This is a genomic window from Paenibacillus sp. V4I3, assembly GCF_030817215.1.
In the GTDB taxonomy this organism is placed as follows: Bacteria; Bacillota; Bacilli; order Paenibacillales; family NBRC-103111; genus Paenibacillus_E.
In genome coordinates, this window is the sequence record NZ_JAUSZA010000001.1 from 1414272 (window position 1) to 1429995 (window position 15724).

Sequence of the window (15724 nt, forward strand, 5' to 3'; positions counted from 1 at the left end):
GGAGGAACAGGAATGGATGAAGAATATATCGGCGGGAAGCACTCCGTTCTGGAGGCGCTTCGTGCAGGTCGGACGATTAATAAAATATGGATCGCAGAAAGTGCTCAGAAGCAATTCGCAGGTCCTATTGTAGCGGAAGCCAAAAATGTAGGCATTATTGTTCAGTTTACGGACAAGCGCAAGCTGGATCAAATGGCTGAAGGACTTCAACACCAAGGGGTTGTAGCGCAAGTTGCTGCCTATGAGTATGTCGAAGTAGAAGATATTCTAGCTAAGGCCAAAGAGCTCGGGCAAGAACCTTTTATCCTGATTCTTGATGAGATCGAGGATCCGCATAATCTGGGTTCGATCCTGCGAACAGCAGACTGCACAGGTGTACATGGCGTCATTATTCCCAAACGTCGTTCCGTCGGACTTACGGCTACGGTTTCCAAGACTTCAGCTGGGGCTGTTGAATATGTTCCCGTTGCACGTGTGACGAATATCGCACAGACGATTGAGAAATTGAAGGAACAGGGAGTCTGGGTCGCTGGAACGGATGTAACCGCTGCTCAAGACGTGTATAAAGCTAACTTTAGTATTCCAATAGCACTTGTTATCGGTAATGAAGGTAAAGGTGTGGGGCGATTAATTAAAGAGAAATGTGACTTCTTAGTTAAGCTTCCGATGGCGGGACATGTGAATTCTTTGAATGCGTCCGTTGCCGCGGGTGTATTGATGTATGAAGTGGTTAGACAGCGTAATAAGAGTTAAATGAAATGGAACAATTTCTGATTGTTGATGGCTACAATATTATCGGCGCTTGGCCGGAGTTGAGTAAGCTGAAGGACACGGATCTGGAGGGCGCTCGCGATCAGTTAATTCATATGCTGGCTGAGTATCAATCCTACTCGGGTATGAAGGTGTACCTTGTTTTTGATGCCTATATGGTACCGGGACTTGGTAAGAAATATGTGCAGAGTAAGCTTATAGTACTCTATACCAAAGAGAAGGAAACGGCAGATGAACGGATCGAACGCCTGGTCACGAATCTGATGGGAAGACGTAAGCAGATCTACGTAGCCACCTCGGATATGATTGAGCAGCATGTCATTTTCGGTAAAGGAGCTCTTCGGATGCCCGCTGGTGAACTGCTAGTCAAAATCAAACAGAATCGCAAAGAAGTGCGAGAACGCATTCATCCTGAATCTTCATCCAAGCGTAATCCGTTCGAAAGTAAACTGAGCCATGAGCTCAAAGAGCAGTTCGAGCGGTGGCGAAGAGGAGAGTGAATCCTCCAAATGCTAGAAATGGTGCGGTTCCCCGTTGACGGTGTGAGTTTTCTTCATGTATACTTAACCTAAACTTTTATTGTGAATCTGGGTAGTCCTGCAGGCCGGAGGGATTGTTGGTGAGTGTCGACCTCAAAGAACTGAGAATGTATGATTATGACCTCAAGCCAGATGAAGACATCGTCGAAGCAGTCCGTGAAGGCAGTAGCGAAGCGTTGGAATACCTTATCAACAAATATAAGAATTTCGTACGTGCCAAAGCACGTTCTTATTTTTTGATAGGTGCAGACCGAGAAGACATTGTGCAGGAAGGTATGATAGGTTTATATAAATCTATTCGCGACTTCCGAGGAGACAAGCTTGCTTCATTCAAAGCCTTTGCTGAACTGTGCATCACGCGGCAGATCATCACGGCGATCAAAACAGCAACGCGTCAGAAGCACATTCCTCTTAATTCCTACGTGTCATTGGACAAGCCTATCTATGATGAAGATTCTGATCGTACGCTGCTTGACGTTATTAGCGGTTCCCGGGTTACAGATCCTGAGGAGCTTGTAATCAATCAAGAAGAGTTTACGGGCCTTGAAGATAAAATGGGAGAGATATTAAGTGACCTAGAGCGCAGGGTACTGATGCTCTATCTCGATGGCAGATCGTATCAAGAAATTGCCGTTGATCTCGATCGTCATGTGAAGTCTATTGATAATGCTCTTCAACGTGTTAAACGCAAGCTTGAACGTTATCTAGAAGTCCGAGATTTGTAGGAAGTACCCGCGCCGCTTAAGCTGTGCGGGTGTTTTTCTTTGGGAGAATGTTTAACAATTGTCTAGGGAGTCTATACTGATGATACTCTCGCATTTATGAGACTTCTGCCTTGACACCCTATTACGGGTTGTGATAAAGTATTTCAGGTAGCCCTAAAAGTCGCTTTCTTTTTGACGCGCTTAGAAGGGCTTTAATTAGAAAGTGTCTGTAGGAGGTGTACATCATGCGGGTCATCATCACATTAGCGTGCACAAATTGCAAACAAAGAAACTATGCATCCACTAAAAATAAGCGCAACAATCCCGACCGTATTGAGTTGAAGAAATATTGCAAATTTTGCAATGAACATACTGCTCATCGCGAGACTAGGTAGTTCTTTGGAGGTGTAGTTTGTGGCGTTCTTGGCTAGAATGAGACAAAGCTTCGGATCCACTTTTTCCTTCTTCACCGACAGTTGGTCAGAACTCAAAAAGGTCAAGTGGCCAAGTCGCAAAGAGATGACTACCTATACGCTTGTCGTATTGGGTACTGTAGCTTTTGTTGCCATCTATTTTTTTGTGCTGGATCTAGGAATTTCTGAGTTGCTGCGCCTTGTTTTTAAATAAACAGGACTATAGGTGAATTTATTCATGGAAAAAAGATGGTACGTCGTACATACCTATTCAGGGTATGAGAACAAAGTGAAAGCCAACTTAGAGAAACGCGTTGAATCTATGGAAATGACGGACAAGATCTTCCGTGTGCTTGTGCCTATGGAAGAAGAACTGGTAAACAAAGACGGCAAGAAAAAAGTCGTCATGCGTAAAGTTTATCCAGGTTATGTCCTCGTAGAAATGATTCAAACGGATGACTCTTGGTATGTTGTACGTAATACGCCAGGAGTAACTGGATTCGTAGGTTCTACTGGATCCGGCTCTAAACCGACTGCATTATTACCTGAGGAAGTTGAATCTATCCTGAAGCATATGGGTATGGAAGAGCCGAAGGAGAAAATCGACTTCGAACTCAAAGAAACCGTACGCGTCAAGGTGGGACCTTTCGCAAACTTTGTCGGCTCTGTTGAAGAAATTGTTGCTGACAAGGGTAAACTTAAGGTGCATGTCAACATGTTTGGTAGAGAAACCCCGCTTGAGCTCGATTTCGACCAAGTGGAAAAGCTATAAAACAAGACAACCAAGGGTTTCTACCAGGTCTATTCCTCGGGATAGACCTTCGTTAGTGGGATGGATAGCAAATCCCAAAGTAGAGAGACTTTGATTCCATCAAAGATCCCTATATTCTATGCAAGGAGGTGTCTATCATGGCAAAAAAGGTTATTAAAATCGTGAAGCTTCAAGTTCAAGCTGCGAAAGCAAATCCAGCACCACCGATTGGTCCAGCATTGGGTCAAGCAGGTGTGAACATTATGGCTTTCTGTAAAGAGTTTAACGCTCGTACTGCTGATCAAGTTGGTCTTATCATTCCGGTTGAAATCACAGTATTCGAGGATCGTTCCTTTACATTCATCACTAAAACGCCTCCGGCTGCAGTTCTTCTTCGCGTCGTTGCTGGTATCGAAAAAGGATCCGGTGAACCAAACAAAAAGAAAGTTGCAACTGTGAAACGCGCAAAAGTTCGCGAAATCGCTGAACAAAAAATGCCTGACCTAAATGCTGCATCCGTTGAGGCTGCAATGCGTATGGTTGAAGGTACTGCTCGCAGCATGGGAATCGTCATCGAAGATTAATTCCGCAAGGAATGCGGTTAAACGGTAAGCTAAGCTTACGAAGTGAGTTTTCTCTGTGAAAACTCTTCAGCCGCTCGGTGGGAGGATTATCCGCTAATACCACTAAGGAGGATATTTAAAATGCCTAAACACGGTAAAAAATACCGCGAGGTATCTCAGCTTGTTGACGCTGAAGCCTTGTATGATCCGTCAGAAGCAATCGAGCTTGTTAAGAAAACAGCTCCTGCTAAATTTGATGAAACTGTAGATGTTGCAGTTCGTTTGGGTGTTGACCCAAGAAAACAAGATCAGGCTGTTCGTGGTGTCGTTGTACTTCCACACGGTACTGGTAAAACGAAACGTGTACTTGTATTTGCCAAAGGCGAGAAAGCGAAAGAAGCTGAAGCAGCTGGTGCAGATTTTGTTGGTGATGCTGATATGATCAACAAAATTCAACAAGGTTGGTTCGAATTTGACGTTTGCGTAGCTACTCCAGACATGATGAGCGAAGTTGGTAAACTGGGTCGTATCCTCGGGGGTAAAGGTTTAATGCCAAACCCTAAAGCAGGAACAGTTACTTTCGACGTTACCAAAGCTGTTCAGGAGATCAAAGCTGGTAAAATCGAATACCGTCTTGACAAAGCAGGACAAATCCATGCTCCACTTGGTAAAGTATCTTTCGATGCGGATAAGTTGAACGAAAACTTCAAAGCATTGGTTGATGCGCTTGTTAGAGCGAAACCAGCAGCTGCTAAAGGTGTTTACCTGAAAAACATTGCTGTATCTTCGACAATGGGACCTAGTGTTCGTGTGAACCTGTCATCCTTCAGATAAGTAAAAGCTACCAGTTGACTTCGGTTGCTGGGCGTGATACTCTATCAAAGGTCATAAAAATGAATATGCAAACCGTAGACAGTAGGTGCCAACGTGCTTAATTTCCTACCGAGGTGTTATGATATATATAGCGATTTCTTTGTACATCAGGGAAATAGTGAACACATCATGCCTTCGTAGCGTCTACGAAGGCATTTCTTATTTTAATAAGGAATGCTGATGCTCCTACTGTTTGCGATCTTGAAAGATAAATGCATAAGAAGTGAGGTGTACTATGGCAAACGCGAAAATTCTTGCACAGAAAGAACAAGCAGTAGCTGAAGTAACTGAAAAGTTCAAAGCTAGTGCTTCTACAATCATAGCAGACTACCGCGGTTTGAACGTAGCTCAAGTAACACAGCTGCGTAAAACCTTGCGCGAAGCTGGTATTGAATTCGTAGTTCTCAAGAACTCGTTGGCTAGACGCGCATCAGCAAATGCTGAATTAAGCGCATTGGATGAGTACCTAACAGGTCCAACTGCTATTGCTTTCAGCAATGACGATCTAGTCGCTCCAGCGAAAATCTTGACTGAATTTGCGAAAAAGAATGATCAATTGAGCGTAAAAGGCGGCGTGGTCGAAGGCCGCGTAGTTGGATACGATCAAATCAAAGCACTTGCTGAACTTCCATCCAGAGATGGTCTTCTCTCCATGTTGCTTAGCGTTCTTCAAGCTCCAGTTCGTAACTTTGCACTTGCTGTTAAAGCAGTTGCTGAGAAAAAAGAAGCTGAAGGTCAAGCTTAATTTTGTTTTACAACAACAACCACAAAATATATGAATGATAATGGAGGTTTAACCATGAGCAACAATGCAACGATCCTAGAAGCAATCAAAGGCATGACAATCTTGGAATTGAACGACCTGGTTAAAGCAATTGAAGAAGAGTTTGGCGTAACAGCAGCAGCTCCAGTAGCAGCTGGCGGTGGCGCAGCAGTAGCAGTTGAAGAAGCTCAAACTGAGTTTGACGTTATCTTGACTAGCGCTGGCGCATCCAAAATCAACGTAATTAAAGTAGTTCGCGAAATCACAGGTCTTGGCCTGAAAGAAGCGAAAGACTTGGTTGATGGCGCTCCTAAAGCAGTTAAAGAAAAAGTTAGCTCCGAAGAAGCAGAAGCTGTTAAAGCTAAGCTTACAGAAGCTGGCGCATCCGTAGAAGTTAAGTAATCTTTCAATAGGAAACCTCTTGAAGCTTGACTTCAAGAGGTTTTTTTAACCGTTATAAGATGAGGTTTTTACCCTTAGGAAAGCCTTAGGAACGCTCTCGTTATTTGATTTTCCTAAAGGTAAAAGTGGAGGAGGAATTCATAACGTGTCAGAGCATTACTATACGGAGCGACCGACGGTTAAACGAGATGTTCATACTATGCAAGAAGTGCTGCGTGGCAAAACATATACGTTCCTGACGGATGCGGGAGTCTTTTCGAAAAAAGGTGTCGATTATGGTAGTAAGCATTTAATTGAAACCATGCAGCTGCGCGAGGATGCTAAGGTTCTTGATGTCGGGTGTGGTTACGGTCCTATTGGGCTAAGCGCTGCTGTGATGTGTCCGAAAGGGCATGTGACAATGGTTGATATCAATGAGAGAGCGATTGAGCTTTCTATTGATAATGCGAGGCGTAACGGAATTACGAATGTAACCATCCTCCAAAGTGATCTCTTGGAACAAGTAAAGGAGCAGCGTTTTGACGCTGTTTTAACCAATCCACCGATTCGTGCCGGCAAGGAAGTCGTTCATCGCATTTTTACAGATGCTTATGATTGTTTAGTTGACGGTGGGTCTATCTGGGTTGTTATTCAAAAAAAGCAGGGTGCTCCATCGGCAATGAAAAAACTCGAGTCTTTGTACAATGAAGTTACTGAGGTATCCAAAGATAAAGGATACAAAATTCTCAAAGCCACGAAGTAATTGAGACCAAGTCACTTCTCATTAAACGTGGTCACTCACCCATGAATGGCCTTGTTAGAGGTTTTGTTACAATCGAGGGAATTTGTTTGACTTGACATTTCAAATGTGGTATTATTAAAAAATGTCAGTATTAAGATGGGACACATGTCTTTAGTTAACAAAAATGTCAAGTGTTTTTTTCTTCCGGGATGAATAAAATTTGAACTTGTAACGTATAATGTTTGAATTTTAGGAAACTCTAACAGGATGGGAAGAAATATTTGGAAAAGTCTTATTGATTACAGGGAAAAACCTTCCTTCATACAGTCGCTTAATTCGGACGGGCTCCACTAACGGAGGCGTCCTGAGTGTACGTCGGTAGAAGTTTTTCTTCTTCTTTTTATTTATTGAGTAGAGTTGAGGGGTGAATGAAAGTTGGCGGGACATCTTGTTCAATTTGGACGACGTAAACGCAGGACTTATGCACGAATTAATGAGGTGCTGGGCATTCCAAACCTGATTGAAATCCAGCAAAAATCGTATGAGTGGTTTTTGGAAGAAGGACTTCGCGAGATGTTTCAGGATATCTCTCCGATCCAGGATTTTACAGGTAACCTAGTACTGGAGTTTATTGACTATAGCTTAGGCGAGCCTAAGTATTCAGTTGATGAATCCAAAGAACGCGACGTAACCTATGCGGCGCCGTTAAGAGTCAAAGTCCGTTTGATTAATAAGGAAACCGGTGAGGTCAAAGAACAAGAAGTGTTCATGGGGGATTTCCCTATCATGACTGACACGGGAACGTTCATTATTAACGGTGCGGAGCGTGTAATCGTCTCCCAGCTCGTTCGTTCACCCAGTGTTTATTATAGCACGAAAGTGGATAAAAACGGCAAAAAAACATATACCGCAACCGTCATTCCGAACCGTGGAGCCTGGTTAGAGCTTGAGACTGATGCGAAAGATATCATCTATGTTCGTATCGATCGCACGCGTAAAATTCCAGTAACTGTCCTTCTTCGTTCCTTAGGATTTGGTACAGATGCTGAGATTTTGGATTTGCTCGGTGATAATGAATACATCCGTAATACGCTCGATAAAGATAACACGGATTCTACGGAAAAAGCGTTAATCGAAATCTATGAGCGACTTCGTCCGGGTGAGCCTCCTACACTAGATAATGCTAGAAGTTTGATCGTTGCTCGTTTCTTTGATCCGAAGCGTTATGATTTGGCCAATGTAGGTCGCTACAAAATCAACAAAAAACTTCATATCAAAAATAGATTGTTCAATCAACGTTTGGCTGAAACACTGGTGGACTCCGAGACTGGAGAAATCATTGCAGAAGCTGGGCAATTGCTTGATCGTCGTGTGCTTGATGAAATCCTTCCTTTTATTGAAAAAGGTGCAGGATATCAAGAATTTACGATTCCTAAAGGTGTAACGGGCGCGGATACGATTCCGGTTCAGTGCATCAACGTTTATTCACCAACAGAAGAGGGCAAGGTCGTTAAAGTTATTTCTAACGGTGTTATTGATAAAACTGTCAAAAACATCACGCCTGCCGATATTATTTCATCTATTAACTATTTCATCAATTTACTTCACGGTATCGGAAATACGGATGATATTGACCACTTGGGTAACCGTAGACTTCGTTCTGTAGGTGAATTGCTGCAAAATCAATTCCGTATTGGTCTTTCCCGTATGGAGCGTGTTGTACGTGAACGTATGTCGATTCAAGACGCGAATGTGATTACACCGCAAGCTTTGATCAACATTCGTCCTGTAATCGCATCGATTAAAGAGTTCTTCGGTAGCTCACAGCTTTCTCAGTTTATGGACCAAACGAATCCACTTGCTGAATTGACGCACAAAAGACGTCTGTCTGCACTCGGACCCGGCGGTTTGACGAGAGAGCGCGCAGGTATGGAAGTTCGTGACGTGCATCACTCTCACTATGGCCGTATGTGTCCAATTGAGACGCCAGAGGGACCGAACATTGGTTTGATCAACTCCTTGTCTACATTTGCCCGTATTAATGAATATGGCTTCATTGAGGCGCCATATCGTTGGGTAGATCCGAAGTCAGGACTTGTAACCGACCAAATCGCTTACCTGACAGCAGACGAAGAGGATAACTATGTTATCGCTCAGGCGAATGCACAATTGACGGAAGATAATAAATTCGTTGAAGACGCAATTATCGTTCGTTATAAGGATGACAACTTAACACTTCCGGTTGAACGTGTCGATTACATGGACGTTTCTCCGAAGCAAGTTGTTTCCGTGGCAACGGCGTTAATTCCGTTCCTTGAAAATGATGACTCCAACCGTGCGCTTATGGGTTCAAACATGCAGCGTCAAGCGGTTCCGCTTTTGATCCCGAAAGCACCTCTTGTAGGCACAGGTATGGAACATAAGGTCGCTAAAGACTCTGGAGTATGTATTGTCTCCAAATTCGATGGAATTATTGAGAAAGCTGCTGCGAACGAAATTTGGTTGCGTCGCCAAGAATTGGTCGATGGCAAGCTGGTTAGCGGCAACATCGTCAAATATAAACTCCACAAATTCATGCGTTCTAACCAAGGTACGTGCATCAATCAACGTCCGATTGTCAAAAAAGGCCAATTGGTTAAAGCGGGCGATATTCTTGCAGACGGACCTTCAACAGAACAAGGTGAATTGGCGCTTGGAGCGTAACGTTGTCGTAGCCTTCATGACTTGGGAAGGTTACAACTACGAGGATGCGATCTTGCTTAGCCAAAAGCTTGTGAAAGAAGATGTATACACTTCTATTCACATCGAGGAGTACGAGTCCGAAGCTCGTGATACGAAGCTGGGACCTGAAGAAATCACTCGTGATATCCCGAACGTTGGGGAAGATGCACTGAAAAATCTTGACGAGCGCGGTATTATCCGTGTCGGTGCCGAAATCGGCGCAGGCGATATCCTTGTTGGTAAAGTAACACCTAAAGGTGTAACAGAGCTGACAGCGGAAGAAAGATTGCTGCATGCGATCTTCGGTGAGAAGGCTCGTGAGGTTCGTGATACATCCCTTCGCGTGCCGCATGGTACAGACGGTATCGTTGTTGATGTGAAAGTATTTACTCGTGAGAACGGCGATGAGCTGCCTCCTGGTGTGAACCAACTCGTTCGTGTCTATATCGCACAAAAACGGAAAATTTCCGAAGGCGATAAAATGGCGGGACGTCACGGTAATAAAGGGGTAGTTGCACGTATTCTTCCGGAAGAAGATATGCCTTTCCTTCCAGATGGTACACCGGTTGAAGTTGTATTGAATCCACTAGGGGTTCCTTCACGGATGAATATCGGTCAAGTTCTTGAAGTTCACTTAGGTATGGCTTCCAAGTACCTGGGTATCCATGCTGCAACGCCAGTATTCGATGGAGCGCGTGAGTATGACGTGTTCGATGCGATGGAAGAAGCAGGTATGCAGCGTAGCGGTAAAACGATTCTGTACGATGGTCGTACAGGTGAGTCGTTCGAACGCGAAGTTACCGTTGGTGTCATGTACATGATTAAACTGGCGCACATGGTTGATGATAAAATCCATGCCCGTTCAACAGGACCTTACTCCCTTGTTACTCAGCAGCCGCTGGGTGGTAAAGCGCAGTTCGGTGGACAACGTTTCGGGGAGATGGAGGTATGGGCACTCGAGGCTTATGGAGCTGCTTATACACTGCAAGAAATTCTTACTGTGAAGTCCGATGACGTTGTAGGCCGTGTGAAAACATATGAGTCTATCGTTAAAGGCGAGAATGTTCCAGAGCCAGGTGTTCCGGAATCATTCAAAGTTTTGATCAAAGAGCTTCAAAGCTTAGGTATGGATGTTAAAATCCTTTCCGGCGACGAAGAAGAGATCGAAATGAGAGAAGCCGACGATGACGACGAAGTCACTAGCGATAAATTAAACCTAAACTTAGAGGGCTCTGAATTAGGAGTCAACGAATAAAGAACACCACAATAGATCGAGAACGATTCACTGCATAGTGGGTTTAAATTCTTAAAGGAGGGTTGCTCCTTGATGGACGTTAACAACTTCGAGTTTATGAAAATCGGCTTGGCATCACCCGATAAAATTCGCTCTTGGTCCCGTGGGGAAGTAAAGAAGCCGGAAACGATTAACTACAGAACCTTAAAGCCTGAGAAAGAAGGTCTTTTCTGCGAAAAGATCTTCGGGCCTACCAAAGATTGGGAATGTCATTGCGGTAAATACAAACGAGTTCGTTATAAAGGCGTTGTTTGTGACCGTTGTGGCGTTGAAGTAACACGTCAAAAGGTACGTCGTGAGCGCATGGGTCATATTGAACTTGCAGCTCCGGTATCTCACATTTGGTACTTCAAAGGTATTCCAAGCCGTATGGGACTTGCGTTAGATATGTCTCCAAGATCGTTGGAGGAAATTATCTACTTCGCTTCCTATGTGGTAACTGATCCAGGGGATACGCCTTTGGAGAAGAAACAACTGCTTTCCGAGAAAGAATACCGCAGCTATCGCGAGAAGTACGGTTATGCTTTCCAAGCGGGAATGGGTGCGGAAGCCGTTAAAAAGCTTCTAATCGACATTGATATCGAGCGTGAAGTAGATACACTCAAAGAAGAACTCAAAACAGCGCAAGGTCAACGTCGTAATCGTGCGATTAAGCGTTTGGAAGTTATGGAAGCTTTCCGTAACTCGAAGAATTTACCGGGTTGGATGGTTCTGGATGTACTTCCAGTCATCCCTCCAGAGCTTCGTCCGATGGTACAGCTCGATGGTGGCCGCTTCGCGACTTCTGACTTGAATGATCTGTATCGCCGCGTTATCAACCGTAACAACCGTTTGAAGCGATTGCTCGACCTAGGCGCTCCGGATATCATTGTTCAAAATGAGAAACGGATGCTGCAAGAAGCGGTTGATGCTCTTATCGACAACGGTCGTCGCGGCCGTCCGGTAACAGGCCCTGGTAACCGTCCTTTGAAATCCCTCAGCCATATGCTGAAAGGTAAACAAGGACGTTTCCGTCAAAACTTGCTCGGTAAACGTGTTGACTACTCCGGTCGTTCCGTTATCGTTGTAGGTCCTAACCTGAAGATGTACCAATGTGGTCTTCCGAAGGAAATGGCACTTGAGTTGTTCAAGCCTTTCGTGATGAAAGAGCTTGTGAATAAAGGTTTGGCCCATAACATCAAAAGTGCAAAACGTAAAGTTGAGCGCGTAAGCCCAGATGTTTGGGATGTTCTTGAAGAAGTAATTAAGGAGCATCCGGTTCTTCTGAACCGTGCCCCTACGCTGCATAGACTTGGTATTCAAGCTTTTGAACCGATTCTGGTTGAAGGCCGCGCGATTAAGCTTCATCCGCTCGTTTGTACAGCTTACAACGCTGACTTCGACGGTGACCAAATGGCCGTTCACGTACCATTGTCTTCTGAAGCTCAAGCCGAAGCTCGCTTGCTCATGCTGGCGTCAGGTAACATTTTGAATCCGAAAGACGGTAAGCCTGTTGTTACGCCTTCACAGGATATGGTTCTGGGAAGCTTCTATTTAACAACAGACAACAAATTCGCTAAGGGTGCTGGTTCTATTATTAGAACAGTACATGAGGCAGTATCGTCTTATCAATCGGGCAAAATGGCCCTACACGCACGGGTTGCTATTCCTGCAAGAGCATTGAACAAAGTTAGTTTCACTGAGAAACAGCAAAATGCAATCTTGATCACGACGATCGGCAAAATCATTATGAATGAGATTTTCCCTAGCGACTTTCCATTCATTAATGAACCAACCAAAACGAACCTGCTGAACGGGATTCCTGATGCTCACTTTGTGTTCGAAAAAGGTGCTGATCTTAGAGCTATTATGTTGGAACGTGAAGAGAACAAAGCGGTAGGTAAAGAATATCTCGGTTCTATCATTGCTGAGTGTTTCCGTAAATACCACACAACTCAAACGTCCATGATCCTTGATAAAATTAAAGAGCTTGGATTCACGTACTCCACCAAAGCGGGTATTACCGTAGCTGTCTCTGACGTTGTTGTTCCTACTGAAAAAGTAGCAATCCTCAAAGAATGTGAAGAGAAAGTACGTGTAGTTACGAACCAATACCGCCGTGGTTTGATTACAGATGAAGAGCGTTATGACCGTGTTATTGCGATCTGGAGTAAAGCGAAGGATGAAATCACAGATATTTTGATGAAATCCCTTGATAAATACAACTCTATTAGCATGATGGTTGAATCCAAAGCCCGGGGTAATAAATCACAGATTACACAGCTTGGCGGTATGCGTGGTTTGATGGCGAATCCATCTGGTAAAATTATGGAGTTGCCAATTAAGTCGAATTTTCGTGAAGGTTTGACAATCTTGGAGTACTTTATTTCAACGCACGGAGCGCGTAAAGGTCTTGCCGATACAGCGCTACGTACTGCTGACTCCGGTTACCTGACTCGTCGTCTCGTTGACGTTGCACAAGATGTTATTGTTCGCGAAGATGATTGTGGAACAGATAAAGGCTTCATGGTTAGCAAAATTCAAGATGGTAAAGAGGTTATTGAAGATCTCTATGACCGTATTGAGGGTCGTTATGCTTATGAAACCCTTCGTCATCCGAAAACAGGTGAAGTCATTGTTCAACGCAATGAACTTATCGAATCGGGTATTGCAGATACAATTATTGAAGCAGGTATCGAGAAACTTCAAATTCGTTCCGTTCTTAGCTGCCGCACCAATCATGGTGTTTGTAAGAAATGTTACGGTCGTAACTTAGCGACTGGCCAATTTGTTGAGGTTGGTGAAGCAGTAGGTATTATCGCTGCTCAATCCATCGGTGAGCCAGGAACACAGTTGACGATGCGTACGTTCCATACCGGTGGTGTTGCCGGAGATGATATTACGCAAGGTTTGCCGCGTATTCAAGAGCTCTTCGAAGCTCGGAATCCGAAAGGTCAAGCGATCATTTCTGAGATTGATGGTACGGTCAAAGAAATTCGTGAAGCCAAAGATCGTCGTGAGATTGAAGTTCAAGGCGAAGCGGAATCGAAAGTATACGCAGTTCCTTACGGTTCACGTGTACGTGTTTCATTGAATCAACAAGTGGAAGCTGGAGACGAGTTGACTGACGGTTCTATCGATCCGAAGGAAATGCTCCGTATCAAAGGTATCCGCGGCGTGCAGAACTACATTCTGCAAGAGGTTCAACGCGTGTATCGTAATCAAGGGGTAGAAATTAACGATAAACATATCGAAGTTATGGTTCGCCAAATGCTGCGGAAAATCCGTATCGTTGACGCTGGAGATACAACGCTTCTTCCTGGTTCCTTCGTAGACATTCATGAATATGAAGCAGCCAACAAAGTAGCCTTGTTCGCTGGTAGTGAGCCTGCTGTTGCAAGACCTATCTTGCTCGGTATTACTAAAGCGTCCCTAGAGACCGATTCCTTCCTATCTGCAGCGTCTTTCCAAGAAACGACACGTGTCTTGACGGATGCAGCGATTAAAGGCAAGGTTGACCAATTGCTTGGTCTTAAGGAGAACGTTATTATCGGTAAACTTATTCCTGCAGGTACAGGTATGCCTCGTTACCGGAACATCCGTATTACGGATCCGAACGAAGTTCTTGTACAAGACGAGGATCTTGAAAAAGAAACTGTCACTGTTGAATAGATTCGCTATGTAATCATGAGGGATGGCCACTTTATTATGAAGTGTGCTGTCCCTTTTGATATACTTTTACTAATCTAGTAAGAATAATAAAATATAAGAAGTTATTCCTTGACACCCGGAGATCAAAGTGCTAATATATCGTAGTGTGCCTAAGTCGATATTCTTTCCTTTTCTTTGAAGGGGGTGCCTTATGTCTTATGATAAAGTCAAACAGGCGGAGAATATAAGAGTAGGTACGAAGAAAGTTACAAAAACAGTCGAACAAGGTAAGGCAGTCGAAGTTTTTGTTTCCAAAGATGCAGATCCGCGATTGACGATAAATCTGGTAACTCTCTGTATGCAGAAGGGTGTACCTGTTACCTATGTTGATTCTATGAAGATGCTAGGTAAAGCATGTGGAATTGAAGTTGGAGCTGCGGTAGCAGCTGTTGTAAATGAATAAGCGCTAAAGACGTTTTTGTTAGTGGCTATAGCCTACATAAGTTCTTGTAACTTTTTGCAGCTATCCATGGCAAGGACTTTCTCTTTGCTCATTTATGACTCGCCTGGATCTGTGGGCTTGCAAGAAGAACATCATGTTATGAATGTAGGGAGGAGGTGGCGATATGCCAACAATTAACCAACTAGTACGTAAAGGTCGTCAAGCGAAGGTGGATAAGTCTAAATCACCAGCTTTGCAAAAAGGTTTTAACGCTTTGAAAAGAGAAGCAACGGATTTGAGTGCACCTCAAAAACGTGGTGTCTGCACGCGTGTAGGTACTATGACTCCTAAGAAGCCTAACTCCGCACTTCGTAAATATGCACGTGTTCGTTTAACGAACCGCGTAGAGGTGACAGCTTACATTCCAGGTATCGGTCACAACCTGCAAGAACACAGTGTTGTATTGATCCGTGGAGGTAGAATTAAAGATCTTCCAGGGGTACGTTATCACATCGTACGTGGCGCGCTGGATACTTCCGGTGTTAACAACCGTAAGCAATCCCGTTCCAAATACGGTACAAAACGTCCGAAAGTTAAAAAATAAGAGATAATAATCAGGGATGATTCTTATAAGAAAGGGGGATAACTATGCCTCGTAAAGGTCCAGTTACTCGCAGAGACGTATTGCCAGATCCAATTTATAATAGCAAACTTGTCACTCGTCTTATCAATCGTATCATGATTGATGGAAAAAGAGGGGTAGCACAGTCCATTTTATACAACGCTTTTAACCTCGTGAAAGATCGTACAGGTAAAGAGCCGATGGAAGTGTTCGAAGCAGCTATCAAAAACATTATGCCAGTGCTAGAAGTTAAAGCTCGCCGTGTTGGTGGAGCGAACTATCAAGTACCTATCGAAGTAAGACCTGATCGTCGTTCGACATTAGGCTTGCGTTGGTTGGTAAACTACTCACGTCTACGTGGTGAGAAGACGATGGAAGAAAGATTGGCTTATGAAATCATCGATGCTAGCAACAGCACTGGCTCTTCCGTTAAGAAACGTGAAGATACACACAAAATGGCTGAAGCTAATAAAGCATTCGCTCACTATCGTTGGTAGAATTCTAAATCAATATCA

Annotated in this window: 15 protein-coding genes, 1 pseudogene and 1 other annotated feature; all 16 genes and pseudogenes read left to right on the forward strand. The window is 44.0% G+C overall.

Translation table 11 applies throughout. The features are described from left to right. Positions 1 to 12: 12 nt before the first annotated feature. The 16 genes and pseudogenes from rlmB to rpsG all read left to right on the forward strand — a co-directional run bounded on the left by rlmB (position 13) and on the right by rpsG (position 15706). The gene (gene rlmB, locus QFZ77_RS06635) at positions 13 to 753 is read left to right on the forward strand and encodes a 23S rRNA (guanosine(2251)-2'-O)-methyltransferase RlmB (protein ID WP_057304275.1); all 741 of its coding nucleotides are present in this window, start codon (positions 13 to 15) and stop codon (positions 751 to 753) included. A gap of 5 nt (positions 754 to 758) precedes the next feature. Further along, the gene (locus QFZ77_RS06640; protein WP_307437794.1) at positions 759 to 1271 is read left to right on the forward strand and encodes an NYN domain-containing protein; all 513 of its coding nucleotides are present in this window, start codon (positions 759 to 761) and stop codon (positions 1269 to 1271) included. Between the two features lie 119 nt (positions 1272 to 1390). Continuing rightward, the gene (gene sigH, locus QFZ77_RS06645) at positions 1391 to 2035 is read left to right on the forward strand and encodes an RNA polymerase sporulation sigma factor SigH (RefSeq protein ID WP_028557511.1); all 645 of its coding nucleotides are present in this window, start codon (positions 1391 to 1393) and stop codon (positions 2033 to 2035) included. A 224-nt stretch (positions 2036 to 2259) separates the two neighbouring features. Then, a complete protein-coding gene (gene rpmG / locus QFZ77_RS06650; protein WP_079418041.1) occupies positions 2260 to 2409 on the forward strand; it encodes a 50S ribosomal protein L33 in 150 nt (49 codons plus the stop codon). 19 nt (positions 2410 to 2428) lie between these two features. Next, a complete protein-coding gene (secE, locus tag QFZ77_RS06655) occupies positions 2429 to 2641 on the forward strand; it encodes a preprotein translocase subunit SecE (RefSeq protein WP_029196474.1) in 213 nt (70 codons plus the stop codon). 24 nt (positions 2642 to 2665) lie between these two features. After that, on the forward strand, positions 2666 to 3199 hold the full coding sequence (gene nusG / locus QFZ77_RS06660) for a transcription termination/antitermination protein NusG (protein ID WP_029196473.1): 534 nt from the start codon (positions 2666 to 2668) through the stop codon (positions 3197 to 3199). A gap of 137 nt (positions 3200 to 3336) precedes the next feature. Continuing rightward, positions 3337 to 3762: a 50S ribosomal protein L11 gene (gene rplK, locus QFZ77_RS06665; protein ID WP_028557508.1), complete on the forward strand. Its 426-nt coding sequence runs from the start codon at positions 3337 to 3339 to the stop codon at positions 3760 to 3762. Between the two features lie 120 nt (positions 3763 to 3882). Further along, positions 3883 to 4575 carry a 50S ribosomal protein L1 gene (gene rplA / locus QFZ77_RS06670; protein ID WP_307437809.1) on the forward strand — a complete coding sequence of 231 codons (693 nt, stop codon included), beginning with the start codon at positions 3883 to 3885 and terminating at the stop codon, positions 4573 to 4575. Positions 4576 to 4629: 54 nt separating this feature from the next. Beyond that, positions 4630 to 4784, forward strand: a sequence feature (ribosomal protein L10 leader region). 65 nt (positions 4785 to 4849) lie between these two features. Then, a complete protein-coding gene (gene rplJ, locus QFZ77_RS06675) occupies positions 4850 to 5359 on the forward strand; it encodes a 50S ribosomal protein L10 (RefSeq protein ID WP_307437811.1) in 510 nt (169 codons plus the stop codon). A gap of 54 nt (positions 5360 to 5413) precedes the next feature. Beyond that, the gene (gene rplL / locus QFZ77_RS06680; protein ID WP_029196469.1) at positions 5414 to 5779 is read left to right on the forward strand and encodes a 50S ribosomal protein L7/L12; all 366 of its coding nucleotides are present in this window, start codon (positions 5414 to 5416) and stop codon (positions 5777 to 5779) included. Between the two features lie 145 nt (positions 5780 to 5924). Further along, positions 5925 to 6521: a class I SAM-dependent methyltransferase gene (locus QFZ77_RS06685; protein WP_307437816.1), complete on the forward strand. Its 597-nt coding sequence runs from the start codon at positions 5925 to 5927 to the stop codon at positions 6519 to 6521. A gap of 414 nt (positions 6522 to 6935) precedes the next feature. Continuing rightward, positions 6936 to 10476 (forward strand): annotated as a pseudogene (gene rpoB, locus QFZ77_RS06690) (DNA-directed RNA polymerase subunit beta). A gap of 69 nt (positions 10477 to 10545) precedes the next feature. After that, positions 10546 to 14166, forward strand: a complete 3621-nt coding sequence (rpoC, locus tag QFZ77_RS06695) for a DNA-directed RNA polymerase subunit beta' (protein WP_307437819.1) — start codon at positions 10546 to 10548, stop codon at positions 14164 to 14166. 190 nt (positions 14167 to 14356) lie between these two features. Next, positions 14357 to 14608 (forward strand): ribosomal L7Ae/L30e/S12e/Gadd45 family protein, encoded by a 252-nt coding sequence (locus QFZ77_RS06700; protein WP_307437824.1) that lies wholly within the window; start codon positions 14357 to 14359, stop codon positions 14606 to 14608. A 163-nt stretch (positions 14609 to 14771) separates the two neighbouring features. Next, the gene (rpsL, locus tag QFZ77_RS06705; RefSeq protein WP_028557500.1) at positions 14772 to 15191 is read left to right on the forward strand and encodes a 30S ribosomal protein S12; all 420 of its coding nucleotides are present in this window, start codon (positions 14772 to 14774) and stop codon (positions 15189 to 15191) included. Positions 15192 to 15235: 44 nt separating this feature from the next. After that, a complete protein-coding gene (gene rpsG, locus QFZ77_RS06710; RefSeq protein WP_047683198.1) occupies positions 15236 to 15706 on the forward strand; it encodes a 30S ribosomal protein S7 in 471 nt (156 codons plus the stop codon). The last annotated feature ends 18 nt before the right edge of the window (positions 15707 to 15724 follow it).